Source organism: Rhodococcus sp. (in: high G+C Gram-positive bacteria) (assembly GCF_049299235.1).
Classification (GTDB): Bacteria; Actinomycetota; Actinomycetes; order Mycobacteriales; family Mycobacteriaceae; genus Rhodococcus.
In genome coordinates this window covers 25,124-49,693 of the sequence record NZ_JBAQXC010000012.1, presented here as the reverse complement: position 1 = coordinate 49,693, position 24,570 = coordinate 25,124, and the positions used below count along the sequence as shown (strand labels likewise).

19 protein-coding genes and 2 pseudogenes are annotated in these 24,570 nt (G+C 65.4%); 13 read left to right on the top strand and 8 right to left on the bottom strand.

Annotation, left to right across the window (positions count from 1 at the left end):
* Nucleotide 1: 1 nt before the first annotated feature.
* The 5 genes from WAX14_RS00685 to WAX14_RS00665 all read right to left on the bottom strand — a co-directional run bounded on the left by WAX14_RS00685 (nucleotide 2) and on the right by WAX14_RS00665 (nucleotide 8,800).
* Complete coding sequence (locus tag WAX14_RS00685; RefSeq protein ID WP_422626171.1) at nucleotides 2-1,747, bottom strand: ABC transporter ATP-binding protein; 1,746 nt, start codon at nucleotides 1,745-1,747, stop codon at nucleotides 2-4.
* Nucleotides 1,744-4,389, bottom strand: coding sequence for an ABC transporter ATP-binding protein/permease (locus WAX14_RS00680; protein ID WP_422626170.1), 2,646 nt, complete (start codon nucleotides 4,387-4,389; stop codon nucleotides 1,744-1,746). The genes WAX14_RS00685 and WAX14_RS00680 overlap by 4 nt, the downstream gene beginning before the upstream one ends.
* Nucleotides 4,389-5,069 (bottom strand): TetR/AcrR family transcriptional regulator, encoded by a 681-nt coding sequence (locus WAX14_RS00675; protein ID WP_422626169.1) that lies wholly within the window; start codon nucleotides 5,067-5,069, stop codon nucleotides 4,389-4,391. Before WAX14_RS00675 ends, WAX14_RS00680 begins: the two co-directional genes overlap by 1 nt.
* Nucleotides 5,070-5,219: 150 nt before the next feature.
* The gene (rph, locus tag WAX14_RS00670) at nucleotides 5,220-7,820 is read right to left on the bottom strand and encodes a rifamycin-inactivating phosphotransferase (RefSeq protein ID WP_422626168.1); all 2,601 of its coding nucleotides are present in this window, start codon (nucleotides 7,818-7,820) and stop codon (nucleotides 5,220-5,222) included.
* Between the two features lie 110 nt (nucleotides 7,821-7,930).
* Nucleotides 7,931-8,800, bottom strand: coding sequence for a hypothetical protein (locus WAX14_RS00665; protein ID WP_422626167.1), 870 nt, complete (start codon nucleotides 8,798-8,800; stop codon nucleotides 7,931-7,933).
* 184 nt (nucleotides 8,801-8,984) lie between these two features.
* Here WAX14_RS00665 and WAX14_RS00660 point away from each other — a divergent pair, with 184 nt between their 5' ends.
* The 6 genes and pseudogenes from WAX14_RS00660 to WAX14_RS00635 all read left to right on the top strand — a co-directional run bounded on the left by WAX14_RS00660 (nucleotide 8,985) and on the right by WAX14_RS00635 (nucleotide 14,252).
* Nucleotides 8,985-9,233: an LLM class flavin-dependent oxidoreductase gene (locus WAX14_RS00660; RefSeq protein WP_422626166.1), complete on the top strand. Its 249-nt coding sequence runs from the start codon at nucleotides 8,985-8,987 to the stop codon at nucleotides 9,231-9,233.
* A 140-nt stretch (nucleotides 9,234-9,373) separates the two neighbouring features.
* Nucleotides 9,374-10,081, top strand: a pseudogene (locus tag WAX14_RS00655) (LLM class flavin-dependent oxidoreductase).
* Nucleotides 10,078-10,389, top strand: a complete 312-nt coding sequence (locus WAX14_RS00650) for a hypothetical protein (protein ID WP_422626165.1) — start codon at nucleotides 10,078-10,080, stop codon at nucleotides 10,387-10,389. The pseudogene WAX14_RS00655 and the gene WAX14_RS00650 overlap by 4 nt, the downstream one beginning before the upstream one ends.
* Nucleotides 10,386-12,593, top strand: coding sequence for a hypothetical protein (locus WAX14_RS00645; protein WP_422626164.1), 2,208 nt, complete (start codon nucleotides 10,386-10,388; stop codon nucleotides 12,591-12,593). Before WAX14_RS00650 ends, WAX14_RS00645 begins: the two co-directional genes overlap by 4 nt.
* Nucleotides 12,590-13,357, top strand: a complete 768-nt coding sequence (locus tag WAX14_RS00640; RefSeq protein WP_422626163.1) for a hypothetical protein — start codon at nucleotides 12,590-12,592, stop codon at nucleotides 13,355-13,357. Before WAX14_RS00645 ends, WAX14_RS00640 begins: the two co-directional genes overlap by 4 nt.
* Before the next feature lie 139 nt (nucleotides 13,358-13,496).
* The gene (locus WAX14_RS00635; RefSeq protein WP_422626162.1) at nucleotides 13,497-14,252 is read left to right on the top strand and encodes a hypothetical protein; all 756 of its coding nucleotides are present in this window, start codon (nucleotides 13,497-13,499) and stop codon (nucleotides 14,250-14,252) included.
* 100 nt (nucleotides 14,253-14,352) lie between these two features.
* Here the strand turns inward: WAX14_RS00635 and WAX14_RS00630 are convergent.
* A pseudogene (locus WAX14_RS00630) lies at nucleotides 14,353-14,799 on the bottom strand (GNAT family N-acetyltransferase).
* Between the two features lie 190 nt (nucleotides 14,800-14,989).
* Here WAX14_RS00630 and WAX14_RS00625 point away from each other — a divergent pair.
* From WAX14_RS00625 to WAX14_RS00615, 3 genes are all read left to right on the top strand, one after another.
* Entirely contained in the window at nucleotides 14,990-16,255 is a 1,266-nt protein-coding gene (locus WAX14_RS00625; RefSeq protein ID WP_422626161.1) for a vWA domain-containing protein, read from the top strand.
* A 147-nt stretch (nucleotides 16,256-16,402) separates the two neighbouring features.
* Nucleotides 16,403-16,825 carry a hypothetical protein gene (locus tag WAX14_RS00620; protein ID WP_422626160.1) on the top strand — a complete coding sequence of 141 codons (423 nt, stop codon included), beginning with the start codon at nucleotides 16,403-16,405 and terminating at the stop codon, nucleotides 16,823-16,825.
* A 105-nt stretch (nucleotides 16,826-16,930) separates the two neighbouring features.
* A complete protein-coding gene (locus tag WAX14_RS00615; RefSeq protein WP_422626159.1) occupies nucleotides 16,931-17,497 on the top strand; it encodes a dihydrofolate reductase family protein in 567 nt (188 codons plus the stop codon).
* A 226-nt stretch (nucleotides 17,498-17,723) separates the two neighbouring features.
* Here the strand turns inward: WAX14_RS00615 and WAX14_RS00610 are convergent, their stop codons facing one another.
* Nucleotides 17,724-19,493, bottom strand: coding sequence for a helix-turn-helix domain-containing protein (locus WAX14_RS00610; RefSeq protein ID WP_422626158.1), 1,770 nt, complete (start codon nucleotides 19,491-19,493; stop codon nucleotides 17,724-17,726).
* A 589-nt stretch (nucleotides 19,494-20,082) separates the two neighbouring features.
* On the opposite strand from WAX14_RS00610, the gene WAX14_RS00605 reads away from it, so the two are divergent.
* Nucleotides 20,083-20,433 carry an MFS transporter gene (locus WAX14_RS00605; protein WP_422626157.1) on the top strand — a complete coding sequence of 117 codons (351 nt, stop codon included), beginning with the start codon at nucleotides 20,083-20,085 and terminating at the stop codon, nucleotides 20,431-20,433.
* A gap of 5 nt (nucleotides 20,434-20,438) precedes the next feature.
* Here the strand turns inward: WAX14_RS00605 and WAX14_RS00600 are convergent, their stop codons facing one another.
* Nucleotides 20,439-21,740: an IS256 family transposase gene (locus WAX14_RS00600; protein ID WP_422626156.1), complete on the bottom strand. Its 1,302-nt coding sequence runs from the start codon at nucleotides 21,738-21,740 to the stop codon at nucleotides 20,439-20,441.
* Between the two features lie 135 nt (nucleotides 21,741-21,875).
* Between WAX14_RS00600 and WAX14_RS00595 the strand changes: the two genes are divergently transcribed.
* From WAX14_RS00595 to WAX14_RS00585, 3 genes are read left to right on the top strand one after another with little or no spacing between them, the layout of a single operon-like run.
* On the top strand, nucleotides 21,876-22,823 hold the full coding sequence (locus tag WAX14_RS00595) for an MFS transporter (protein ID WP_422626155.1): 948 nt from the start codon (nucleotides 21,876-21,878) through the stop codon (nucleotides 22,821-22,823).
* Complete coding sequence (locus WAX14_RS00590; protein WP_422626154.1) at nucleotides 22,820-24,028, top strand: acyl-CoA dehydrogenase family protein; 1,209 nt, start codon at nucleotides 22,820-22,822, stop codon at nucleotides 24,026-24,028. Before WAX14_RS00595 ends, WAX14_RS00590 begins: the two co-directional genes overlap by 4 nt.
* Nucleotides 24,029-24,034: 6 nt before the next feature.
* Entirely contained in the window at nucleotides 24,035-24,547 is a 513-nt protein-coding gene (locus tag WAX14_RS00585; RefSeq protein WP_422626153.1) for a flavin reductase family protein, read from the top strand.
* Nucleotides 24,548-24,570 lie beyond the last annotated feature (23 nt).

Genomic DNA, 24,570 nt, shown 5'->3' with positions numbered 1-24,570 from the left:
GTTACTCGCTGCGTGCGGTGTCGAGCCGCCACCCGGCTGCGGCGTCGCGTTCCCGCCAGAACTCGGCGAACCGGCCACCGGCGGCCAGCAGGTCGTCGACGGTACCGTCCTCGACGATCCGGCCGTTCTCCAGGAAGACGACACGATCGGCGGCGCGGATGCTCGCGAGCCGGTGCGCGACGATCACGCGGGTCCGCGGTGTCGGGTCGGCGGTCAGTGCCCGCACCACGGCGATCTCGTTTTCGGTGTCGAGTGCGCTCGTCGCTTCGTCGACGAGCAGGACCGGGGCCGGTTTGAGAAGTGCCCGCGCAATCGAAACGCGTTGCCGCTCACCACCCGAGAGTGCGCTACCGGCTTCACCGACGCGAGTGTTCCAGCCGTCCGGGGAGGCCGAGACAATCTCGTCGACTCGCGCGAGGGCCGCGGCGCCGACGAACGCGGCGTCGTCCGCATCCGGGTCGCCGACCCGGATGTTCTCGCGGATCGTGCCGTCGAACAGATACGGATGCTGAAAGACCATGCCGGTCAGGTGATGCCGCGAAACCGGGTCCAGTTCCGAAGCGTCCACGCCGTCGATCAAGACCCGACCCGAGCCCGGTTCGTGCAGGCCGGCCAGCAGGGACAGAATCGTGCTCTTGCCGGAACCGGATGGCCCGACGATCGCGGTGGTGGTGCCTGCTTCGAAGGTCAGGTTCAGACCGTCGACGATCGCGGGTGCGCCGTCGTCGTATCGGAAACTGATGTTCTGTATGTCGATTCGCGGTGGTCGGCCAACGATCGTCATCGTTCCGGATTCGTCCGCAACCGGGGCGGTGAGCACCGCGCGGATGCGGCGCAGGGTGGTCATCGACGATTCGACACCCGCGGTGAGATCACCGAGGGTGGTGAACGGGTCGAGATACCGGACGATCACGACGATCAGGGCGATCGCTTCCGGGACGGTCAGGTCGCCGCGCACGGTCAGCGCGGTCACGGTACCGGCCAGGATCACCAGCGTCAGTTGGCTGGCGAGACTGAACAGCACCTGACCGGGGATCTGCATGAGGATCAACCGGAACGTCGCCGCGTGCTGCTCCGAGAGGGCGCTACCCACGTGACTGCGTGCCGGTTCGACCCGCCGCGCCGCGCGCAGTGCCTGCTGCGTGCGTGCGAATTCGACGATGCGTTCGGTGAGCGCGATGTTGGTGTCCGATGCGGCGCGGTCGGCGGTGCGGGAGAATCGGCCGGCCGCGAGGAACGCGCCGAGCAGCAGCGGTATCCCGGCGAGCGCCGCAAGCCCGAGCACCCACGAGATGGGAAACAGGGCGATCGCGATGGCCAGTGGCAGCAGCACCGCGCCGAGCAGGGGCGTCACCAGATAGACGATGAGGCCGACGAGGTCGGGACCGGTCGCGGCGATCGCCTGACGAGAGGTCGCGGTGTTCTCGGCGGTGAACCAGGTGAGCCGGACGCGGGCGATACGGTCGGCGACCTCGTGCTGGGCGTGCGAGAGCAGGCCGAACCCGAGGTTGAATCCGAAGCGGGCACCCCACGCGTCGACGACCCAACCGCCGGCGGTGACGGCGGCGAGCGCGGCCAGCCACGGCCAGGCATCGGACGGAGTCGAACCGAACAGGGCGCCGATGAGCGGCACGAGCAGCACGACCCCGGCGGCGCGGAGCAGCACCCCGACGACGGTCAGTGTCAGGTGCACGGTGACGAGGCGGCGACTGCCGGGCGGCAGCACACTGCGCAGGGTCCGGATCATCGGGCGAACTCCTGATCTGTGACGGATCGGTCGGTCGGGGCGGTGCCCGCGTCCCACAGTGTCCGGTATCGGCCACCGCGGGCGAGTAGTTCGGTGTGGGTGCCGGTTTCGACGACGCGCCCGCCGTCGAGAACGACGATGCGGTCGACCCCGACGATGGTGTGCAGTCGGTGCGCGATCACCAGGACGGTGCGCCCCTCGGTGAGCCGGCTCAAGGCCCGCTGCACGAAGTATTCGGATTCGGGATCGGCGTAGGCGGTGGCCTCGTCGAGGACGAGGACGGGGGTGTCGGCGAGGATCGCCCGTGCGATCGTGATGCGTTGCTGCTCACCGCCGGACAGCGGTGGGTTCGCGCCGATCATCGTGTCGTAGCCGTCGGGCAGTTCCAGGATGCGGTCGTGGATGTAGGCGTCGCGGGCGGCCGCCTCGATCTGCTGATCGGTCGCGTCGGGGACAGCGAGCGCGATGTTCTCGCGGACCGTGCCGTGCACCAATTGGGTTTGCTGGAACACGAAGCCGACCTGCCGGTACAACTCGTCCGGGCTCAACTCGCGGATGTCGCGACCGAAGATGCGGATCGCGCCGTCGTCGACGTCGTGGAATCGGGCGAGCAGCGCCGCCAAGGTGGACTTGCCGGACCCGGACCGGCCGACGAGCGCGGTGACCGTTCCGGTGCCGAGGTCGAGACAGATGTCGTCGAGCACCGGAACGCCGGGCCGGTACGAGAAGCGGACGTCGTCGAACCGTACCGCGGTGACCCCGTCACGGATGGCGCCCGCGGCGGATCGCGATCCGAGTTCGGGTTCGTCCAGCGCGACCTGGATGCGGCGGGCGGCGAGCATCCCGTCGCGCAGGCCGGACAGGCCGTAGCCGAGGCCGAGGAGCCGGGCTCCGAAGGTGGTGCCGAGGAACAGGAACGGCAGCAGCGTCGTCGGGTTGGTGCCGCCGGTGACGAGCACGGTGCCGAGTGCAGTGATGAGCAGCAGGAAGGTCGCGGGGCGGGTCGTGAGATCCATCAGCGTCTTCTTGCCGGTGAACGGTCGCTGCCAGTCGTTGAGGAACCCGATGTATTCCCGTAGCCGCGTCCGGAAGGTGGAAGCGGCGGCGCCTCCGAACACGCGGATCACCGGCTGGCCGTCGAGATAGCCGGCGGCTTCGGTGTCCATCCGTTCGGCCCAGCGGGCGGCCTGCGCGATCTTCGGCCCGGACTGGGCCATCATGACGATCATGGTCACGATGTAGACGAGGATCGGCAGGAACAACGCGAGGGCGATCCGCCAGTCGACGGCGAACAGGTAGATCAGCACGGCGACCGGTGCGACGACCGCGGCGGCCGCGTCGGGCACCGCGTGGGTGACCAGGTAGTGCAACGACAGGGTGTCGTCCTGCACGAGCCGTTTGACCCGGCCGGAGTCGCGGGAGGTGAACCAACCGAGGGGTAATTTCGCGAGCTTCCCGAGAAGTTGTTGCCGCAGATCGCGTTCGAAGCGGGTGTCGACGGTGTGCAGCCACAGGGTCAGTGCAGCAGCGAGCAGCGCACCGAAGCCCATCAGCCCGATCGCCCACACGCCGAGACTCCACAGTTGCGCCGACGGTGCGCCGTCGAGCATGCGACGGGCCAGTTCGGTGAGGAGCACGAACGGGGCGAGCTGGATGAGGGTGACGATCGCCTGGACGACACCGGCGGTGACGAGGGTGGGTTTGAGGGGGGCGATGAGCCGGCCGCCGGCCTGTGCCCTCCAGGTTCCTCTCTCGGATACCGGTGCCACGAGAGGGGTTTCGACGCGGGAGTCCTCGACGGGTGGCGCTCCGGTGGTCTGCGCTTCGGTGGTGTGCGCTTCGATGGGCGTGTCGTCGGCTACAGCTGTGTCGTCGGTGACGGCTGTGTCGTCGGTGGCTCGTAGCTTGCCCATCGCGCGTCCGTGATACCAGTACGCCTGCGCGTGCAGCTCGGACTTGGGGAAGCCGAAGTCGTCGCGCAGCCGGGTCCGAAGGTGTTTGAGCGAGCCGGATTCGGGGCCGGCCCAGGCATACCAGTTCGACCAGTCGCGGTCTTCGACGGCCGCAGCCAGCGAGGTCGATCCGGTCCGGGGAACCCACTGTGTGTGCAACCGAGGATGATCGGCCATCGGAATGAGATGGTCGTCGTCATGATGCCGTTCGAGATACAGCTCGACGGCGACATCGTGGGGGAGGGCGCGCAGGATGCTGTTGATCGCGGGAATCGACGCGGAATCACCGATCAGCAGGTATCCGGCGGGCAGTTCGTCGGGGATCTCGAGTGTCTTCGAGCCGAACGAGGTGACACTGATGTGGTCGCCGGATGTGGCGCGTTTCGCCCAGGTCGACGCGGGTCCGGCCGGTTCGTGGAGCACGAAGTCGATCGCGAACGTGCCCGACTCCGGGTCGGTCTCCGAAAATGTGTATCCGCGTTGGTATTCGACATTTCCGTCGTCGGGGTCGGGGAACCAGATCCGAACCCACGCCGTAGGGCCCGGATCGGCGTCGTCGAACAGTGTCGGTGACGACATCCGCACCCGCAGGAAGTGCGGTGCGAGCAGTTCGGTGCCGGTCACCACGGCGTCGTGATCGCGGGCACCGAACCCGCGCATCATCGCCCCCTGGAATCCGCGCTTGGCCATCAGACCTCCACTCCTACCGCCGCCAGGTCGGCGACTACCTGATCGAGTGGCCGCCCGGGTGGGGCGGCCGACAGAACTCCCCGGATCGTTGCTGACAAAACAAGTTTCACGTAGTCGGTGTGATCGACACGCGGAAGGTCGCGGTGGACGTCACCCAGATTCTCATCGGTCATGAGTTGATCGGTGATCTCCTGGCGTTGCGCTTCGAGTCCGTCGATGCGTTCGGTCTGTGCGTCCTCGGCGGCCGCGAAGTTGATGGCGAGGCTGGCGATGACGCTGGACATCGCGAGGGCGACGTCCGGGGCGTATCCGCGCCGGCACAGTGCCTCGATCTGGTGTGTCATCAGCGACCGGCCGCCGTCGCCGCGGGGAAACAGGGTTTGCATGTACACCCCGAGTCCGGGGTGACGGATGATGAAATTCCACAGTTGCAGCCCGAAGGACAGCAGGTGTTGTCCGGTGTTGTCGTCGGGGTCGTCGTGGAGTTCCAGGTCGCCGAGCAGGCTCTCCCCGACCAGGCGTTCGAGTCCCCAGCGGCCGTCGACGGCCCGGTACAGCGCGGTCGACGAGACACCGAGTTCGGAGGCGACGGCGTTCATGCTCAGCCGGCGCATTCCGAGTCCGCGACCGACGCGAACGATGTCGTCGATCTCGAACCTGCGCGGACGTCTGCCGATCACGTGTGTGCACCCTTGCTACTCGCTAAGTTACTCCCTGTAACTTAGGGCAGTCTAAGTTGTGATCCCGGTGCCGTGCAACACGATGGCTTCTGTGTGGATTTGCGTCCGCATTGCGGGCACAAATCCACACAGAAGCACGCGATGCGCTCGCTACTCCAAGATCTCGACGTACCCGTCCGCCCCGTTCACGCGGATACGCTGCCCGTCTCGGATGAGACGGGTGGCGTTCTCCACGCCCACAACCGCGGGCAGACCGTACTCCCGCGCGATCACCGCGCCGTGCGTCATCAACCCACCCACCTCCGTGACGAGACCCTTGATCGCGACGAACAGCGGAGTCCAACTCGGGTCGGTGAAAGCGGTGACGAGGATGTCGTCGGCGTCGAGATCGGCGTGCGCAATGTCCGGAACCACCCGCGCGCGCCCCTCGACTGTCCCGCTCGATACCGCCATTCCGGCCAGCGCACCGTCGGGAAGTCCATCGCTGCGATACGCCCCCGTCAGCATCTCTCCATCGGACGTGAGCACCCGCGGCGCCGTCGACGACCGGAACGCACGGAACTCGTCGCGCCGTTCGTCGATCAGTTCGTTGCGTTCCCGCTGCATCGCAACAAGATCGGCGAGTTCCTCGAACCGCAGGTAGAAGATATCCTCCCGGTCGCGGATCACGCCGGATCGGACGAGACGATCCGCCTCACGCAGCAGCGCCTGCTTGTAGGCGAAGTAGCGGCACACCATCCCGAACTTCGGATACTCCCGATACCCGGCGAACATGCGGACACGGTCGATCATCCGCTTCGCTTCGTCAGCCCTGCTTTCCCCGTCGGGCAGGGCGCGCACGCGGTCCAGAACCTCTCGTTCCTTCTCTGCAGCGGCGCGTCGACCCTGCGCGAAACGCTCAGCGGCAGCGCCCGGACCGAAACCCTTGATGTTGCTGGAGATCGCAGGCACCAGCGTCGTCGGGGATTCACGCCACCGCGGCCGGGTGATGTCGATTTCACCGACACACCGCGCGCCGTACCGGTCGAGATAGCCTTCGACGGCGGCGCGGGCCTTCCCGCCGCCGTCCAACGTGCCCAACTCGTCGAGGAGCACGGCGTCGTCGAATCCCGAATCCTCCACGCGCTGAAGGAAAGCGGCCACCTGCGGATGCGGGCGGATCGCATCGGCCACATCCAGCAACGCCAAACCCATCTCCGATGTCACATTGTGCGGAACCGATTGGGACAGCGTGTCGGCGACATTCTGCTCACCCAGCCACTCCCACAACTTGTCGTTCAGCCAGTCGGCGGCGTCCATTCCGGCGATGATCACCTGTAGGCCCCGCGGATCGAACAGTGCCCGCCGCAACTCGCCGATGTCGGTGCGGATGAAGTCGATCAGCTCCGTCCCCGACTTTGCTGCGATGTCGCGGTTCAACACCGCGAGTGACGCCTCGCTCTGTGCGATCAGCTCCTCGACGATCGCCGGATCGGACGTGATCGCGTCCGGTGCGCTGTGTATCGGGACTGCACCGACGGGTTCGTCCGCGCGGTGCCGGACGAACCCGCGATCCAGGACGGTCTGCAACGCATCCCCGATCAACGGATCGGACTTGCCGAGCGCGGCCACCAGCGCCGGACCGGCCGTCGGGGACGCCAACCGTTCGGTGACGTCGACGAACAGTCGCCCACCCGCGTCACGCATCGGGGCCGAACTCGTCATCTGCCAGAAGGACAGGCCCAGCGGTGTCATGGCGTCGGTCATCATCTGCTGATGGCCGACCGAGACGTACACACGGTTCTCGTCGTCGTCGGCCTTCGGGATCGGGAACAGGGTGGTGATCGGACGGCTCTGCACAATGCGGAAATCGCCGTCGCACAAGCACCATTCGATGTCCTGCGGACAACCGAAATGCGCTTCGATGCGTCGGCCTACCTGCGCAAGCCGCACGATCTGCGCATCCGACAGCACCGGCTCGCTCTGTCGCCGCGGCTCCACATCCTGCATCCGGGTTCCACCCGACGGCCTGGCACGCAGCTCACGTTGCTTGGTCGCGATCGTACGGGCCACCACGGTGTCGCCGCGCACCGTGTACACATCGGGTGTCACCTGCCCGGACACCAGCGCCTCCCCGAGCCCGAACCCGGCGTCGATCGAGATCACCGTCCGGTCGGCGGTGACCGGGTCGGCGGTGAACATGATCCCGGACGAATCCGGGATCACCATCTGCTGCACCACCACCGCCATCCGCACCATCCGATGGTCGATGTCGTTGCGCCGGCGATATGTCACGGCGCGCTCGGTGAACAGCGATGCCCAACACCGACCGACGTGCCGCAGCACATCCGCCGCGCCCACCACGTTCAGATACGTGTCGTGTTGCCCGGCGAACGACGCCGACGGCAGATCCTCGGCGGTCGCGCTCGACCGGACCGCGCACGCGGTGCGCTCGCCGAGTTGCGACACGGCCCGCGCGATCGCCGACGTCACCTCGTCCGGAACAGCGCAGTCCTCGATCGTGCGCCGGATCTGCGCGCTCACCTCGCGGATCTGCTCGCGATCATCCGGGGCCAGAGCGGCGAGCCGGTCGATCAGTGGGGCGATCGCCGCCTCGCGGAGGATGTGCGCGAACGCATCGGTCGTCACACAGAAACCCGCGGGGACATCCACACCGTCGACGCGCGACAGTTCCCCGAGGTTCGCGCCCTTCCCGCCGACCACCCCGATCCGTGTACGGTCGATCTCCTCGAAGCCCAGTACGTAGCTCATGTTGCTGCCCCTTCCCGCAGGTCCCGGCGTTCTGCGGGCGAGTATGAACCGAAAATCGGGGCATCATGAGGGGCATGAATCGTGTATAGATTGAAAGGGGGAACCGGCCTTCACCAATCGCGCCACGCATCCACCTCGCTCATCAGGCTCTGCTGCCGCGCAACATGCGTGATCTCGTCGAGTACACGGCAAATATCTTCCCGCTCTTCCGTTTCGATGACGTACCCGGCTTCCGCGTCGGCGTTGTTGATCCACCGGACGAGCGACTTCAGTTCCCGTCGGACAGCGACCTTGCGCGGCTTCTCGCCGAGCACCTGCAATGCCCGGTACGTTTCGTGGACCCGTGTGGTCGCGGCGCGACGGAACTCCTCGGGCGGAAACGGTGGTGACAGCGACCACCGCGTGAACGGATCTTCCGCCAGCAGTTGCTGCCACGTGAGGCCGGACAATCGCGTGCGGTACCGCTCCGCCGCTGCCTCCTGCTCGAGGCGTCGCCGCGCATCCTCGCGTGCCTGCTCCTGCAATAGAGATTCGCGGTCGTGCGCCCACCGCCATTCTCCTTCCGCGTCCCGGTCGGCCATCGTCGGCGTCGAATACGAGCGTCCCACCGCCCGATCCGACGCGTAACTCTCCGCGAACCGCGATTGTTCGCCGGTGATCGGCAGCACGCCGAGCAGCGTGAGATCGCGCAGGTCCGGCGCATATGTCGAATCGGTGGCGAACACGGCGGGGGACCGCCGGAACGAGAAGCGGGACCGGCGCAGCACCGGCCGATCGCGCACCTCGCCCAACGTCGGCATCCGATCCCAGATCCCGTCGAGCACACCCAGGACGATCAGTTCGGGTGGGCGGGCGAGCACCGTCACCGCCGCGAAGCGACCGGTTTCCTGTTCCGAATCGGGATACAGCGGAGACGTGCGGAACCCGAACACTGATCCGGGGTCGGCATCGAGCGGATTGCTGTGTCGCGTGGTGGCCATGCCGGCACTGTATGGTCACCCTCCGACGCGCATGGGCAGCGGCAATGAACCGATCGGCACTGCGTCCTTGCTCTATGTTGCGCGGGATGCCGAACTGCCGATAGTGCCGCCGTCCGAATCGGAAGCACGTATTCGAGTGCAGTACCGCACAATTCGACGGGAGTGTTCGATGCGGATCGGAACGATGATCACCTACAGTGGCGGGTTCACCGAGGCCGTTTCCGGGGTTGTCGAACTCGAACGCGCAGGTCTCGACATCATCTTCATGGCAGAGGCGTACTCCGGCCTCGACTTCGTCTCGGACGGGCGGTTCGTGCTCGGCATCGGCGCGTCGGGACCGCAGGTCATCGAAGGCTTCCACGGTGTGCCCTACAACGCGCCACTCGGGCGTACCCGAGAACTCGTCGACATCTGCCGTCAGGTGTGGCGGTGAGAAGGTGTGGCGGTGAGAACCGGTGATCCACGACGGGAAGCGCCATCAGATTCCGCTGCCCGCTGCCCACTGCCCGCTGCCCGCTGCCCGCGGCTCGGGGGACGGGTCTCGGGAAGCCGCTGAATCTCATCAATCGACCGGTGCGCGAACGTATCCCGATCGTCATTGCCTCGCTGGGACCGAAGAACGTCGCCCTGACCGCGGAGATCGCGGAAGGCTGGCAACCGGTCTTCTACAACCCGGAACGTGCCGGTGACGTGTGGGGTGAGGCACTCGGCAAGGGCACGGCGCTGCGCGATTCGAGTCTCGGTGCCCTCGAGGTCTACGCGAGTCCCGCGTGAGCGATCGGCGACGACGTCGACCATCTGCTCGATCTGGTCAAACCCACCCTCGCGTTGTACATCGGCGGTATGGGTGCCCGCGGCAAGAACTTCTACAACGACATCGCCTGCCGCTACGGGTACGAGGACGATGCCAAGATCATCCAGGATCTGTATCTGGACGGCCGGAAGGACGCCGCCGCCGCTGCCGTCCCCGACGAGTTGGTGCGGGCGATCTCCCTGATCGGTCCCGAAAGGTATGTGCGTGAGCGGGTCTCAGCGTTCGCCGAATCGGGTGCGACGACCGTCAACGTCAAGTTCCTCCACTCCGATTCGGCCCAGCGGGTCGAACAGTTCGAGAAACTCCGGGCCATCATCGACGCGTGGCCCGGCGTGCCCGGGTTGTGTAGTCTGCCCTCAAAGTCGGGTTCAGGGGGAACGCCGATTCGGGGCGACCCGACACCACAGGGGGCGAGGGTGATCTTGTTCTGTTCTGCCCGGTCGGAATGCGGTGGGTGGTCGCGGTGAAGGTCGATCCGGAGATGCTCGCGGCACTCGCCACCACGCTCATGGACTACGCGGACGACGTCCGGACCGCGGGAAATACGCATCACACCGGCCCGTGGAACGACCTCGGCGTGCTGGCGCATTCGTTGCCGGGATCGCAACTCGATGCAGTGTCGTCGACCGCCATCGCCACACTTACCGGAGCGTTCGACGTGCTTGCCGGCCCGATCGATCAGATGGCCTACATCGCAGGGAGCGGCGCGAAGAACTACGTGATCACCGACGACGAATTCACCGCTCGGATTCGCAACACCGGAGAAACCGCGTGACACCGACGCACACGCAGGTCGCGCGATGGCAGCCTCAGCACCTGAACGGCGTCGCACACGCTATCGACGGTGCGCGCGGCACACTCGCCGACATCGCCCGATCGTTGCATCGTGACGTGTCGCTGATGCGCGACCACGACCATTGGGTCAGCGACGCCCAGGCCGCCGCGGAGCAGCGCGCCGAGTTCGAAAGCCGACGAATGCTGCGGTGCGCTGATCGGGTCGCGGACATCGCCGAGGCGTACCGGTCCGCGTTCGGGAGCCTCGAATCGACCAGGCTGCACCTGCTCGGCACCGTCGCCGCCGCCCAGGCCGCCGGCGCGATCGTCGGCGACGACTGGCAGGTCGTCGCGGGGACGCTCACCGAGGCAGCCGACCTCGACTACTGGAAGTGGACGGTCGGCAATGCGGTGGCCGGCCTGACCGACGCCGACACCCACGCGGCCCGTATGGTGCGCGAAGCACTGGCCGAACTGACCGCCCTGGTCCCCGACACGATCGGAACTTCCGGTATCGAGGCCCGCGAACTCGCAGCCCGCATCACCGACGGCGCCGCGTTGAGCCCCGCTGAGATCGACAGGGTGCGCCGCGACCTGCGCGGGATTCAACCGAGCGCCGATCAACTGGCCGCGTTGGCGCGGGGTGAGCAGATCGTCGTCCCGCAGAGCACGCTCGATTACATGCAGGAGTTGTACGGCGCGCTCGGGGTCGACAGGTTCGCAGACCTGTCCGAGCAGTTGGCCCGCCACGGTGCCGGCGACGGGCAACGTCTGCTGGCGAACGGTCTCGCGTTGGCTGCGGGTCCACACATGGTCGGTGCCGCCGAGTCAGGGACCGGTGGGCTGCCGCCGGGTATCGCCGAGTTCTTCGACTCGCCTGCCACCGCAGCGCGTGTGACCGGCAATCCGCCGGTGTTCTATACCGGGATTCCGGATGCGGGGCTACTCGATCGGTTCGCCCAGGCATACGGGGCGGGGGACGCGGTGTTGCAGCAGGACAATCTGATCAATCGGGCGTTACTCGACCGTGCCGGCCTCTTCGCCGGTATCGATCCCGGACCCCACAGTTTCATCGAGTTGGAGGATGCCGGGTCGGCGACATTCGACGGACTCCTCGGACATTTGGTCGAGTCCGGTGGCCGTGACCAGGGGAGTGTGCACGACATGGTCGTCGATGCAGATGTTCGGGAGGACCGGATTCTTCCGTTGTTGCAGCATGATTGGTCCGAGTCCGGCGAACAGTCGGTCACGCGGATGTTCGACTGGATCGCCCCGGACGCGATCGTCGTCGGTGATGATCCGGCAGCGGTCGAGCGGGCGACGCGCGCCGGGGAAACCGCGTTCGGGTTGTCTCGGTTGCTGTCCGAGCATTCTGACGCGGTGCTCGATGTTCCGGGTGCGGAAGGGAAGTCGATCGGTGAGCTGAATCCGGTGGTGACACAGGGGCTTGCGGCTGCGGTGGCGCCGTATCTGGCGGACATGGTGGGCGTGCCCGAATCGGACACCGGGACGCAGGGGTACGGCGCTCTGGGCTTCGAGAATGCGCCGGCGTTGTATGCCGTGCTGTCCAGCGATGTCGAGGCGGCCGGGCATCTGACCGCGCAAGCGTCGACGTCGGTCGCGTCACTACAGCAGTTGTGGGCGACATCCGATTCCGCCGGGATCGCCTACGCCGAATGGTCGGGACGACTGGTCGGCGTCGTCGAATCCGGGCTCGGTGCAGAGTTCGAGAATCGCCGCGACGATGAGGCGGATGCGTCGGACCGTCGCGGTGTGGTTTTCGACACGGCGAAAGCTGCCCTGTACGGGACGGCATCCTTCGTTCCTCTGGTCGGTCCGTTGCTGGCAGCGGGAATCGACACGGCGTCGCCGTCCGTCCGCGACGCGCATCTGAGCACGACCGATCAGATCGGGTCCGTGACCGTCAACGCGTCGACGGATGTATCGCGTGCGGCCACGTACTACAACATGGCGATCGGCATCGAGGCCGCGAACGGTGGGCAGTTACCCGCGGATTCGAAGTGGGATCCGTACCGGACCGACGACAACAGGATGAGGACGTTGACCGAGATCGCATCGCATCGACCGGATACCTTTCTCTCAGAGTTCGGCTCGGATGCCAACATTGCTATCAACAATTCGGGAAGACCGTTGAGTGACTTCTTTTCTGCGTTCGAGGCAGCCCGGGCGAGTGTGCCGCGATGAGCCGAATCATGAACGGCCTCAAAGTCGGTGTGTTGGTCCTCGCGGCGGCGCTCGGTGTGTCCGGATGCGTGTCTGCTCCGCCGCCGGCCACGATGGGCATGCCGAAGCCGTACGAACTGCCCGATCGCATCCAATACACCTATCGGTGGGGTGCCGAGCCGGGTCTGGATCTGTTCGGGGTGCGTGAAACGGCGGTCCGCGCGTATCTCGAGTCGTATTACGTTGCCAGCTTCGCGCATTCGACGGCGGCCGGGTATCCGGGTTTCGAGAAGGCAGCCGGGCATGTTCAGTACTATCCGGTGGACCGTCCTGATATCAACGACCGCACCAACTACACCGAGACTCCGCTTGTCGGTACCCTGCAGTTCCACTTGATGTCGCTGACCGACACCGAGCAGGGCTTCCAGGCGATGGTGTGTGAAGGGCATTACTCGCTGAACTCGGCGCGGCCCGACGGCACCTACAGGAACTACGGAGCCAGACTGCCGTGGGTGAAGCTCCTCGATTTTGTGCCCGGTCCGGACGGGACCAGTCTGGTGTCCCACGCCGGTGAAGGGCCTGCACGCGCGCCGCAGACCGATATGTTCGGTGGGTGGACCGTCACCCGTCACGGCTTCAACACTGGCAATTTCGACGACGATCTGGCCTGCGAGTACAAGTTCCCGGACGCGCCGGAAACTCGTCCGCGGAGTGTGCGCGAAACTCTCGTTGTGCCGTATCCGACGCTGCCGCCGTATCCGGGATGGGCGGTTCCGGCACAGTGAACGTGGAGCAGATTCCTGTGCGTTGCGTGCGGACATGCGATGCATGGTCGCACGGTGGGCAGTTGCCGGCGGATTCGATGAGCGACTCCTTTTCTGCGTTCGAGGCGGCCCGGGCGAGTGTGCCGCGATGAGCCGAATCATGAACGGTCTCAAAGTCGGTGTGCTGGTCCTCGCGGTGGCGCTCGGTGTGTCCGGGTGTGCGTCTGCTCCGTCTCCGACCACGGTGGACATGCCGAAGCCGTACGAGTTGCCCGAATTGATCCAGTACACCTATCGGTGGGGTGCCGAGCCGGGTCTGGATCTGTTCGGGGTGCGTGAAACGGCGGTCCGCGCGTATCTCGAGTCGTATTACGTTGCCAGCTTTGCGCATTCGACGGCGGCTGGATATCCGGGTTTCGAGAAGGCAGCCGGGCATGTTCAGTACTATCCGGTGGACCGTCCTGACATCAACGACCGGACCAATTACAACCCGAACCCGATCATCGGTACCCTGCAGTTCCACTTGATGTCGCTGACCGACACGGAGCAGGGTTTCCAGGCGATGGCGTGCAGAGGAGACTACTCGCTGAGTTCTGCGCGGCCCGACGGCACCTACTCGAATTTCGGAGGAAGATACCCGCAGGCGATGCTCGTCGATTTTGTGCCCGGTCCGGACGGGACCAGTCTGGTGTCCCACACCGGTGAAGGGCCTGCGCGCGCGCCGCAGACCGATATGTTCGGTGGGTGGACCGTCACCCGTCACGGCTTCACCACCGGTGATTTCGATGACAGATACGCCTGCGAATACAAGTTTCCGGACGCGCCGGAAACACGCCCGACTCGGGTGAACGACACCGTCGCTGTGCCGTATCCGACGCTGCCGCCGTATCCGGGATGGGCGGTTCCGGCACAGTGAACGTGGAGCAGATTCCTGCGCGTTTCGTGCGGACACGCGATGTGCTTGTGTGGAATTTCGTTCGCTATCCGGATGAAATTCCACACAAGTTCGCGTTCCCTCACCACAACAGTTGTGGATTGGTCCAGCGCATCGGCAGATGGTCGATCCCGGCCTCGATGTAGTTCGCGCCCGTGCGGGTGAATCCGAATCGCTCGTACCAGCTTTCGAGATATGCCTGTGCGGATATGTCGATATCGGTAGAGGTTGCGGACAGGGCAGCGCCGATCAGTTTCCCGGCGAACCCTCGGCCACGAACCGAACGCGCGGTGGCGACGCGGCCGATGTGGGCGGGATCGCCGTCGGCGATCAGGCGAAGTGTCGCCACTACCGAATCGTCCTCCTCGAGCCAGAACAACTCGGTGGTGGGTTCGAGGTCGACACCGTCCAGCTAGGGTTCGTCGACGATCCACTGCTCGTGGACGAACACGTCGATGCGGAGCGCCACGATCTTGTACAACGTGGCAGGGTCGATGGCCGCGAGTGGCGCGTGCTTGATCGTCGGCATGAACCGACCCTCCTTCCGGGGCCGACCGCATAGATCTTGTGTGGAATATTGTTCGCCATCCGGATGAAACCCCACACAGGTTCGCGAAATGTTCCATCGAGACGGCCGAATGCGCGTCCGGTCGGGGCATGGAAGAGTACGGAGAGAGAATCCGGACGAAAGGGATAGGCCGGGGACGGCCGAGGTTGCTATGACTGAGCTTGCACGCGGGCAGAACACCACCATCGGCGCCGGCGCGGTGACCGTGTCGGTGGCCGGAGCGAAGCAGGGAACCGTCGACCTGATGGTGTTCCAACTGGGCGCCGACGGAAAGGTCCGCAACGACGCCGACTTCGTGTTCTTCAACCAACCGGCATCCCCCGAAGGTGCTGTCCGGTTGGTCTCCGCCGACCGCGTCGCCATCGACCTCACCACGATTCCGCCGGTGATCGACCGGCTCTCCGTCGCGGTGGCCCTCGACGACAGTGTCACCGGGAGCCTCGCATCCGTGCCCGGTCTCGGCGTCGACGTCGCACACCCCACCGGCGCCGCATCCGCGAAAGCCCTGGACCTCACCACTGAACGCGCCGCGGTGCTCCTCGAACTCTATCGCCGCAACGGCGAATGGAAGATCCGCAACGTCTCCGCAGGCTGGGACGCCGGCCTGCCCGCCCTCGTCACCGAACACGGCGTGCAGATCGACGACGCACCCGCTGCCCCCGCATCTGTTCGCATAGACCCGAGCGGCGTCCGCACCGTCGCGGGCGAAGAGAAACTGTCCCTCGAGAAGCGCCAGAAGCTGGACCTGCGCAAACGCGAGGTCGCCAAGGTTCTCCTCGACAAGGGTGCGCCGGGGGTGCGGGCACGGGTCGTCCTCGTCATCGACAAGACCGGCAGCATGAACCGCGAGTACTCGCGTAAACGTATCCACGAGGTCGTCGAACGCATGGTTCCGATCGCCGTGCAGGTCGACGACGACGGCACCCTCGAGCCATATCTCTACGGCGAGTCCTTCGCCCGGCTCCCCGACATCACTGTCCACGAAGTCGACGAGTGGACGTCGACCTACCTGCACCTGAGAGGCATCCACGGCGGGATCGACTACGCGCACATCGGCGGCTTCAACGACGAACTGCCCATCATGGGAGAAATCATCGCTTCGCTGACGGCAGGCGCGACGATGCCGACGCTCGTGCTGTTCTTCACCGATGGCGGTTTCAACCAGAAGAAGCAGATCAGCAACCTGATGAAAGAAGCCTCCGCGCTGCCCGCGTTCTGGCAGTTCGTCGGGCTCGGCAAGGCCGACTACGGGATCCTCGAAAGTCTCGACACCATGCGCGGCCGCGTCGTCGACAACGCCGGGTTCTTCAGCGTCGACGACATCGCCGTGATCAGCGATGCCGAACTGTACCGTCGCCTGCTCAGCGAATTCCCGGATTGGCTGCGCGCGGCCCGCACCGCCGGGATCGTTCGCTGAATCGACGCCTCATGGGGACCGCGAATCGGGTATACGTCGAAGGGGCCGCTGGACTATCGTGGCGACCGTAACGCGGCCGCTGCCCCGCCCGATTTCACCGGCAAGGCGCCCCGCCACGCGTGGCCGGGCAGGTGCGAAGGAGTGAACGTGAAGCCCTATCTGCGGGTGCTCGCCGGGATGTTCGCGGGCATCACGCTGTGGCTGGCGGTCGTGGCACTCGTTCAGGGAACGATCCCCGACGCGATCGTTCAGCTCATGTTCGCCGTCGGCCTGACTTACCTCGCCGTCGGGAAACCGATCCGCGACTACCGGGCACGGCAGAAGGCTCGGTACACCGGTCTCGCGGCCCGCGCAGAGGCCGGGCACCGCGCCTACCTGGCCGGAGATCCCGCGGCGTTCGCGTCGCCGCCTCCGGAGTCGGCGCCACCGACGGTCCGGCGCGGTGTCGTCGTCGCGGGGATTCTCGCAGCGGTCTTCGTGATCTTCGGGATCATCTCCGATATTTCCGACGGGTTCGACGGACGCATCGACGACACCGATGCTGTTCCCGCCGAGTCGACCGGCCCGTAGGAAGCCGGCACAAGACTCGATCTGCGTGACAGGTGCGGCGCTCTCGGCAACAATGCACTCGGCAACGTCGGCCGCACCTCGCCGGCACCGTTGGGAGGAGTGTCGATGGGCAAACTGATCTTCGGAATGGGGCAGGTATCCCTCGACGGGTACGTCGCCGGCCGCGACGGGAACTTCAACTGGACCACGCCGGGCGACGACCTCCACCGCCATGCCGGTGCCGAACTGGCGCGGTGCAGCACGGCGATCTACGGGCGCCGGATGTACGAACTGATGGTCTTCTGGGAGACAGCCGACGAACTGCCCGACATGACCCCGGCGATGAGCGAATTCGCCGAGGCGTGGCGGGCTTCCGACAAGATCGTCGTCTCCGGTACACGCGCGGATACGTCCGGCGCCCGCACCCGGATGGTGCGACACCTCGACGCCGACGACGTCAGCCGATTGAAGGCCGCGTCGCCGAAGCCGATCACGCTCTCCGGTCCGACGACGGCGTCGCCCCTGCTGAACGAGGGGCTCGTCGACGAGGTCACCGGGTATTTCCTGCCGATCGTGGTCGGTGGCGGGCTGCCACTGTTCCTGAACGTCGACCGGCCGATTCGGCTCGAACAGGTCGAGGAGATCCCGTTCGAGGGTGGGTTCGTCTTCCGGCGGTTCGCGGTGGTCCGGTAGCTCAGGGGTGCCGGAAACCCGGTTCCTCGATGAGAATCTCCCGTGCGTGAAGCTGCTGCGCGCAGTTGCTGCAGGTCAGGCGCGGCACAAAGTTCTTGCCACAGGACTGGTGGGTGAAAATGATCGCAGGGCCGTCGGGAGCGTGGAACCATCGTTGCCCCCCAGTCGATCATCGGCGCGATGACCGGAAAGAATGCCTCGCCCTTCTCGGTGACGCTCGACGTGGCTATCGGCTTCCGCTTTCCAGGTAGTGGTTCCACTGGACGATCAGGCACAGGCGGGACAAGTCGTAGAAGGACCCGAGATCGACGCCGCACAGTTCGCAGATGCGGCGAAGCCGCTGATGGACGGTGTTGCGATGGATGGTCAGCAACTCGGCGACCCGGTCCACGTTCCCGTCGACCTGGATGAACGCTTCGAGTGTCTGCAACAGTTGTGTGCGGTGCTGCTGGTCGTATTCCTTCAGCGGCCCGAGGTGGTCGTCGACGATGGCGCGAAGATCATCGGTCGGTACGTGCATGACGAGGTCGGCCGCCGGACCCAAATCGCCGTAGACGGCGACGGTGCCGGTTCTGGCGGCGGCAGCCGCGACCCGCGCCTCGCCGAGATGGGTGGGAAGAGCCGTGATCTTGGCGCCGCGTCGGCTGACACCGACCGTGTTCAGGCCGATGTCCGTGCCGTCGAGCGGTGGGACCGCGACGGTCGCCGGTTCACTTTCGAGTAGCACCACTACTTCTCGGCCGATGGCCAGCTGGGCGACGACACGTCCCCAGCCCGACGCCCGCCGATAGGAGGCGAAGCGGGTGGCGGCCTCAGCCGTATCGAACCGTGCGACCGCAACGTCGAGGGGTGTGTTCAACCCGATGCCGAGTACGTCGCATGCGGTTTCGATCTGCGATCCCTCGAGGTCACCGTGGCACAGTGCAAGTAAGGCGTACGGGCGTGCCATGGTGGCCGCGTCGCTGTCGCCGGCGCGGCGCTGCAGCACGGTGGTCAGAAGGTTCCCGGTGAAGGACAGCAGTCGTCGAACGTAGGGATCGTCGCGTGAGTCGGAGGAGAAGACCATCGCGCCGAGGGCTCCCGTCGGACCGTCGACGGCCCGTCTGATCACCGTGTCGACCGCACCGTCGCCGGTCTTTTCGGCTTCCAAAGATGATGCTAGGGAACGTGTTTGGTCTGGTGGGCCCTGGATTACGATCAGTCCGTCACTCTCGCCGACGATGCCGACCGCGGTGCGCAAATGGTCGCTGAGGATTGAAGCAATGCCACGCAGCGCCGCGTTCGGCTGTCGGGCACCCGCCGCCACGAGTTCGGTCTGCGCTGCGATCAACCGCTCTTCTTCCTGAGCGAGCACAACCGATTGGTCGCGCGCCGTGGTGAGGGACTTCTCGTTGCGCCGGCGAACATCACTTCGACTGGCGGACTCCACAGCGAGGGCGGCCAGTCGGCCGACGACTCGCAGGGTCAACATCTGTGGATCACTGGGTGTGAACTCGTGGGTCCAGTGGCAGTTGAGGACGCCGCGGACCTCGCCGTGCCGGATCAACGGCAGTGCCAGGAGTGCTCTGATACCCAGGCGCCGCGTGCGTTCCTGCCAGGCATCGTGTCCTTCGACGTTGTCGAGTGCGCTGATCATCTGGGCCTGGCCCGTCGCAAATGCCTCGACGCTCGGGGTTCGCGAGCCGCCCCATACTCCGGAAACATCCGTGGGTTGTAGTTCGAGGACATCTTCGGTGGGAAACAGTTCGCGATCGCTGGCGCCGACGACCACCAACTGCTTGCCAGACGTATCCGGTAGTCGGACACAAGCGAATTGGCAATTCATCACTCCCAGAACTGCGCGGCAGAGGTGGGTTGTCGCCGATGACAAGGACTCGAATCCGTCCACGTCGTTCGCGATTTCGGCGAGCAAGAGAAGTCGCTCGAGTTCAGAGACATCGTCCTGTCCGGCGGGGCGAACCGGATCGGGCAGACGTCGCGCTGCGGTGGTAACCATTGGTCGACTCCTTCGTGCATGTGAGTAATGTCAGAGTAGGCATCCCTTGGCAACGGCAGCAATGTATGCATGTCTAGCAACTCGCAGGGGAATATGGATCGCTGGCCACTTGTGCGTTGCATACTCCCAGGTCGCAACCGTCAGTGGCGACGGCGGTCGGCGCTTCTCGTCGGCGCCGATGACGGCTGGGCAGCCGAATGCCCCGCATCCCGCGGTCGGTGTGATGTGGTCGTCAGTGCCCGGAGGGGGGCGGCGATGGGTATGTCGCATCATCGGGCAATTCGGTGAGATCGAACGAATTGCCGTGTGCCGGTGCCGGATCGGCGTCAATGGGGAAGTCTTCTGGTCGGTGACCGGCCGGGGTGGCTGCCGTGTCGGGCGCTGGTGCGCGTTTCGGCACCGATGCACGGCAGGTCATGTTCCATTTACCATCTGGATGCGTAGGGTTATGGACGACGAGCCATTACGTAAGTGCGCTGAGTGGTCCTAACATCGGAAAGCACTGGAACGATGTGATTGACCTCACGTTGCCAGGGAACGTGGCCATGGCGGCGACTCGAATCCGTTCCTCTCACCCGATTGGAAGTCCATGTCTGTCATCACTTCTGAGGCAACAAGTGGGTCGGAATTCCGAACCAACTGGCGTGTCCTACTCGCGTCCGTCCTCGGTATCGCGACCGGATTCATCGCGATTCCGTTCTATACCAATGCGTTGTTCTTTCCCAGCCTGCACACGAGCTTCGGGTGGAGTGTCTCATCCCTCTCCCTTGTGGTCCTGGTGTACAACATCGCCTTCGCGGCGTGCCTGCCCTTTGCCGGTCGCCTCGTCGACCGATTAGGCTCCCGCATCCCGGCGGCCATATCAGGTCTGTGCATGGCGACTGGATATCTGGTAATTTCGCAGCTCGGCGAGAGCTATTGTCAATACCTGTGGATCTGAGTTCGTCAGGCAACCTCGGACACCGGGGTGTCCGGTGACGGTTCCGGGGTGATATCGACGGGACGTTCGAGCAGCTTTCCTTGATGGAACACCGACCCGGCCCGTACCAGAGCGACCAAGTGCGGAGCGTTGACGGCCCGCCACCTTGCCTGAGCCGCCTCGATCAGCTTGTAGGCCATCGCCATCCCCGCCGCCCGCGAACCCGGGCCCTTGGTAACCCTGGTTCGCAAACGCACTGTGGCAAAAGTAGATTCGATCGGATTCGTCGTACGTAGATGCACCCAATGCTCGGCCGGATACTTGAAGTACTCGAGCAGGACATCGGCGTCGTCGACGATCTTCGCGACCGCCTTCGGGTACTTCACCCCGTAGTCGCGAGCGAATGCCGCGATCGCCACCTGTGCCTTGTCGAGATCCTCGGCGCCGTAGATTTCCTTCATCGCCGCCAGCGCACCCGGATGCGCCGACTTCGGCAACGCAGCAAGAACATTGGCTTGCTTGTGAAACCAACAGCGCTGCTCACGGGTGTCGGGGAACACCTCCCGGATAGCCTTCCAGAACCCGAGAGCCCCGTCCCCGACCGCCAGGTGCGGGGCACGCATACCGCGGCGGCGGCAGTCGCGCAGCAGGTCAGCCCACGAATCGGCTGATTCCCGGTACCCGTCGGTGAGCGCGACGAGTTCCTTGCGGCCGTCGGCGCGGACGCCCAGCATGACCAGCAGGCACAGTTTTTCCTGTTCGAGACGGACCTTCAAGTGGATGCCGTCGACCCACAGATACACGTAGTCGACCTGCGAGAGGTCGCGCTGGGCGAAGGCTCTCGTCTCGTCCTGCCACTGCGTGGTCAGCCGGGTGATCGACGAGGCGGACAGCCCGGCGCCGGATCCGAGGAACTGCTCCAGCGCGGGCCCGAAATCGCTGGTGGAAAGGCCATGCAGGTACAGCAACGGCAACACCTCGGACACCTGCGTGGACTTGCGTGCCCACGCAGGCAGGATCGACGATGCGAACTTCTTGCGGGTACCGGTGTCGGGGTCGACACGCTTGTCGTTCACGCGTGGGGCCTTGACCGTCACTGCGCCGGCGGCGGTCATCACGTCGCGTTCGGCGTGGTAGCCGTTGCGTACGACAAGGCGGTGGCCGTTGTCGTCGACTTCACCGGCGTGCCGGGCGATATAGTCGGCGACCTCGGCTTGCAGGGCCGCGGCGAGCATCTGTCGGGCACCGTCGCGGACGATCTCGTCGAGCAACGAGTGCGACGAACCGGTCTCGCTCGGGTCCTGCTCTTCGTGTACTACCGTGACCATGGGCGTGCCTTCCCGCCAGCGCGCCAACGCTGGTCTTGATCAGAATCCTGTTTCGTCAAAGATCATCATCCGGGAAGGTACGCCCTCCCGGGATCCACAGGTTGTGATCATTGCTCGCTCGGCGACAATTATGCGGTGTACATGGTTGTCGTAGTCATAACCATGGCCCTGTCGTTGGGGACGGGCCCGATCACTTTCGGGCGCAGCGTCAGCCGCGCGTTCAACAAGCGGCGCGGCTTGGCCGTCGGCATCATGTTGTCCGGCAGCGGACTGACCGCCATCGTCGTCCCGCAGGTTCTCGGTCCGATCATTCGGGACTCGGGTTGGCGGACCGGGTATATGGTTTTGGCCGGCACCGTGCTGGTCAGCACCTGCATCGTGTACCTGCTGCTGCCCGCCGACCGTCCACAGAGCGGCAGTCGGCAGGCGAAGGCGGCGCCGAAGCTCCCCCCGATCCCGGCGCGCCGAATCATCTCGGACCCCGTGTTCCTCCGTCTCGCAGCAGCATTCGTCTGCATGGCACTGGCCATCGGTGGCCTCGTGATCCACCTGTACGACCTCATGCTGCGGTCGGGCGTCTCCGCAGAACGCGCCCTGTGGGTGCAAAGCGCACTCGGCGTCAGCGTCGTGGTCGGCCGGCTCGTCAGCGGATACCTCTATGACCGCATCTTCGCCCCCTACGTTGCTGCCGTAACCATGGCGCTGGGAGCTATCGGCCTGGGCAGTATGCTCGTCGCCGGCCCTGAAGTCGCGATCATCGCGGCCTTCGCCGTCGGCTTCTGCCTCGGTGCCGAAGTTGACATCGTGACACTGCTGATCTCACGATACTTCTCGCTCAACAGGTTCTCCCAGATCTACAGCCTGGCCTATGCGGCATACATTCTCGGTCTCGCGGTCAGTCCCTACATGCTGGGTCTGATCGTGGACCACACCGCCGGATTCGGTCCGACCATCGCCACGAGCGTGACCCTGCTCGCCATCACCGTCGTCCTCTTCGCCATCATGCCGCGATACACCACCACCCCCCGCTTCTCCGAAGTAGAAACTCCCGAAGCCACCCTCAAGGTAGGAGGTCTGTCATGACCCCGATCGACAACGCCGCTGAACTCGTAGCGGTCAGTGAAGAACTCGGCGTCAAGTTCGCCAAGACCGCCGCCGCCGTGGACACGGCCGGAGACTACCCGAGCGACAATCTCGCCGACCTGCACGACGCCGGGTTCAGTCGCCTCGCCGTGCCCCGCGATCTCGGCGGTATCGCCGCCGACCAACTCTACGGTGACCTGCCCAAGGTGACCGAGATCCTGACGAACATCGCCAGCGGTGAGAGTTCGACCGCACAAATCTGGATGATCAACTACTCGGTCGGGTCAATGCTCCTGCGGCCATCGTCGCCGCTGAGCCCCGAGCATCGCTCCGAACTGGCACAGGAGGTGCTTCGAGGCGCCCGGTTCTGCTCGGCCGGTGCAGAGCATGTCAAACCGAGGTTCAGCTATCGCACCACAGCCACTCCGGTCGAGGGTGGCGTGATCCTCAACGGCACAAAGCGTTTCGCCACCGGCGTCAAGGGTGCGACCTATGCGATCACGCTGCTGCTGCACAGCGACTACGAGAGCGTCGAAGCCGGCGGACTCTACAACGCGCTGGTCCGGCTCGACGCGCCCGGAGTGCGCATCATCGACGACTGGGACAACATGGGGCAGCGTGCCACGGGCAGTTGCAGCGTGGAACTTACCGACGTGTTCGTCCCCGACGGCTACCACTGGGCGCCCGGCGCAAAGGTGGCTCCCCACGAGGACGTCAGCGGACCGATCAATCAGGTCATGTTCGCCTCCATCCTGCTGGGCCTGGGGACCGGCGCGCTTCGCGCCATCTCGGACTACCTCGGCCACGCGCCGGCACCGACGGTCGCAGACAATCCGTATGACCTGTCCGTTGTTGGTGAATGGCAAATCGGCCAGCACTACATCACTCTGGCCGGGGCCCGGGCACTCATCCAACAGGCCGCCGCAGGCATCACGGGGTTCACACCCTCGACGGACGATGCCCGGGCACGGGTCTCGGTGGCGATGATGTGCGCCAAGGTCGCCGCAACGGAGGCCAGCCTGGAGGTGTGCGGGGACATCCACCGCATGGGTGGCGGCCGCTCGACCACCCGCGAAGCCGGCCTCGACGTGTTCTGGCGCAACGCGCGGACCCTGTCGACTCACGACCCCCAAGACGTCAAGAAGCGGCACCTGGGCCGGTGGGTCCTGCGTGGTATCAACCCGCCCGTCGACGCCCTCAGCTAAGGAGTCATGACAATGGACACCCTCGAGACCGTCTGCACCATCCCCAGCGGGCAGTTGCGTCGAGCCATGGCCAAGCTGCCCACCGGTGTCGTTGTCGTCACCGGCGAATGCGACAACACGCCTGCCGGTATGACGGTCAGCGCCTTCACCTCGGTATCCGATGATCCGCCGACCGTCCTGGTGTGCCTCAACAACCGGTCGTACACCACCGACGTGATCCGCCGTGGCGGCCACTACGGGGTCAATATCCTCAGTGGGTCCCAGCGCGTTGTCGCACAGCGCTTCGCGACTCCCGGTCTCGACCACACCGAACGCTTCAGCGGGTTGACGATCGACCGGGCACGTACCGGCAGCCCCCTTCTCGCCGACGCACTCTGCTGGCTCGACTGCACGATCCTCAAGACCGAAGAGATCGGTACCCACCTCGTGGCATACGGGTCCGTCGTCGCCATGGGCGGTTCGCTCAGCGACGAGGTTCCGTTGGCCTACTACAACCGCGGTCTCGCGCCGTTCGGGTGATCACGGCCGTTCGTGCCGAGTTG

What these genes read in the sequence shown, in the direction of transcription:
- WAX14_RS00685 (WP_422626171.1), bottom strand. Translation starts at nt 1,747, where the DNA reads ATGATCCGGACCCTGCGCAGTGTGCTGCCGCCCGGCAGTCGCCGCCTC.
- WAX14_RS00680 (WP_422626170.1), bottom strand. Translation starts at nt 4,389, where the DNA reads ATGGCCAAGCGCGGATTCCAGGGGGCGATGATGCGCGGGTTCGGTGCC.
- rph (WP_422626168.1), bottom strand. Translation starts at nt 7,820, where the DNA reads ATGAGCTACGTACTGGGCTTCGAGGAGATCGACCGTACACGGATCGGG.
- WAX14_RS00665 (WP_422626167.1), bottom strand. Translation starts at nt 8,800, where the DNA reads ATGGCCACCACGCGACACAGCAATCCGCTCGATGCCGACCCCGGATCA.
- WAX14_RS00660 (WP_422626166.1), top strand. Translation starts at nt 8,985, where the DNA reads ATGATCACCTACAGTGGCGGGTTCACCGAGGCCGTTTCCGGGGTTGTC.
- WAX14_RS00640 (WP_422626163.1), top strand. Translation starts at nt 12,590, where the DNA reads ATGAGCCGAATCATGAACGGCCTCAAAGTCGGTGTGTTGGTCCTCGCG.
- WAX14_RS00635 (WP_422626162.1), top strand. Translation starts at nt 13,497, where the DNA reads ATGAACGGTCTCAAAGTCGGTGTGCTGGTCCTCGCGGTGGCGCTCGGT.
- WAX14_RS00625 (WP_422626161.1), top strand. Translation starts at nt 14,990, where the DNA reads ATGACTGAGCTTGCACGCGGGCAGAACACCACCATCGGCGCCGGCGCG.
- WAX14_RS00615 (WP_422626159.1), top strand. Translation starts at nt 16,931, where the DNA reads ATGGGCAAACTGATCTTCGGAATGGGGCAGGTATCCCTCGACGGGTAC.
- WAX14_RS00610 (WP_422626158.1), bottom strand. Translation starts at nt 19,493, where the DNA reads ATGGTTACCACCGCAGCGCGACGTCTGCCCGATCCGGTTCGCCCCGCC.
- WAX14_RS00605 (WP_422626157.1), top strand. Translation starts at nt 20,083, where the DNA reads ATGTCTGTCATCACTTCTGAGGCAACAAGTGGGTCGGAATTCCGAACC.
- WAX14_RS00600 (WP_422626156.1), bottom strand. Translation starts at nt 21,740, where the DNA reads ATGGTCACGGTAGTACACGAAGAGCAGGACCCGAGCGAGACCGGTTCG.
- WAX14_RS00590 (WP_422626154.1), top strand. Translation starts at nt 22,820, where the DNA reads ATGACCCCGATCGACAACGCCGCTGAACTCGTAGCGGTCAGTGAAGAA.
- WAX14_RS00585 (WP_422626153.1), top strand. Translation starts at nt 24,035, where the DNA reads ATGACAATGGACACCCTCGAGACCGTCTGCACCATCCCCAGCGGGCAG.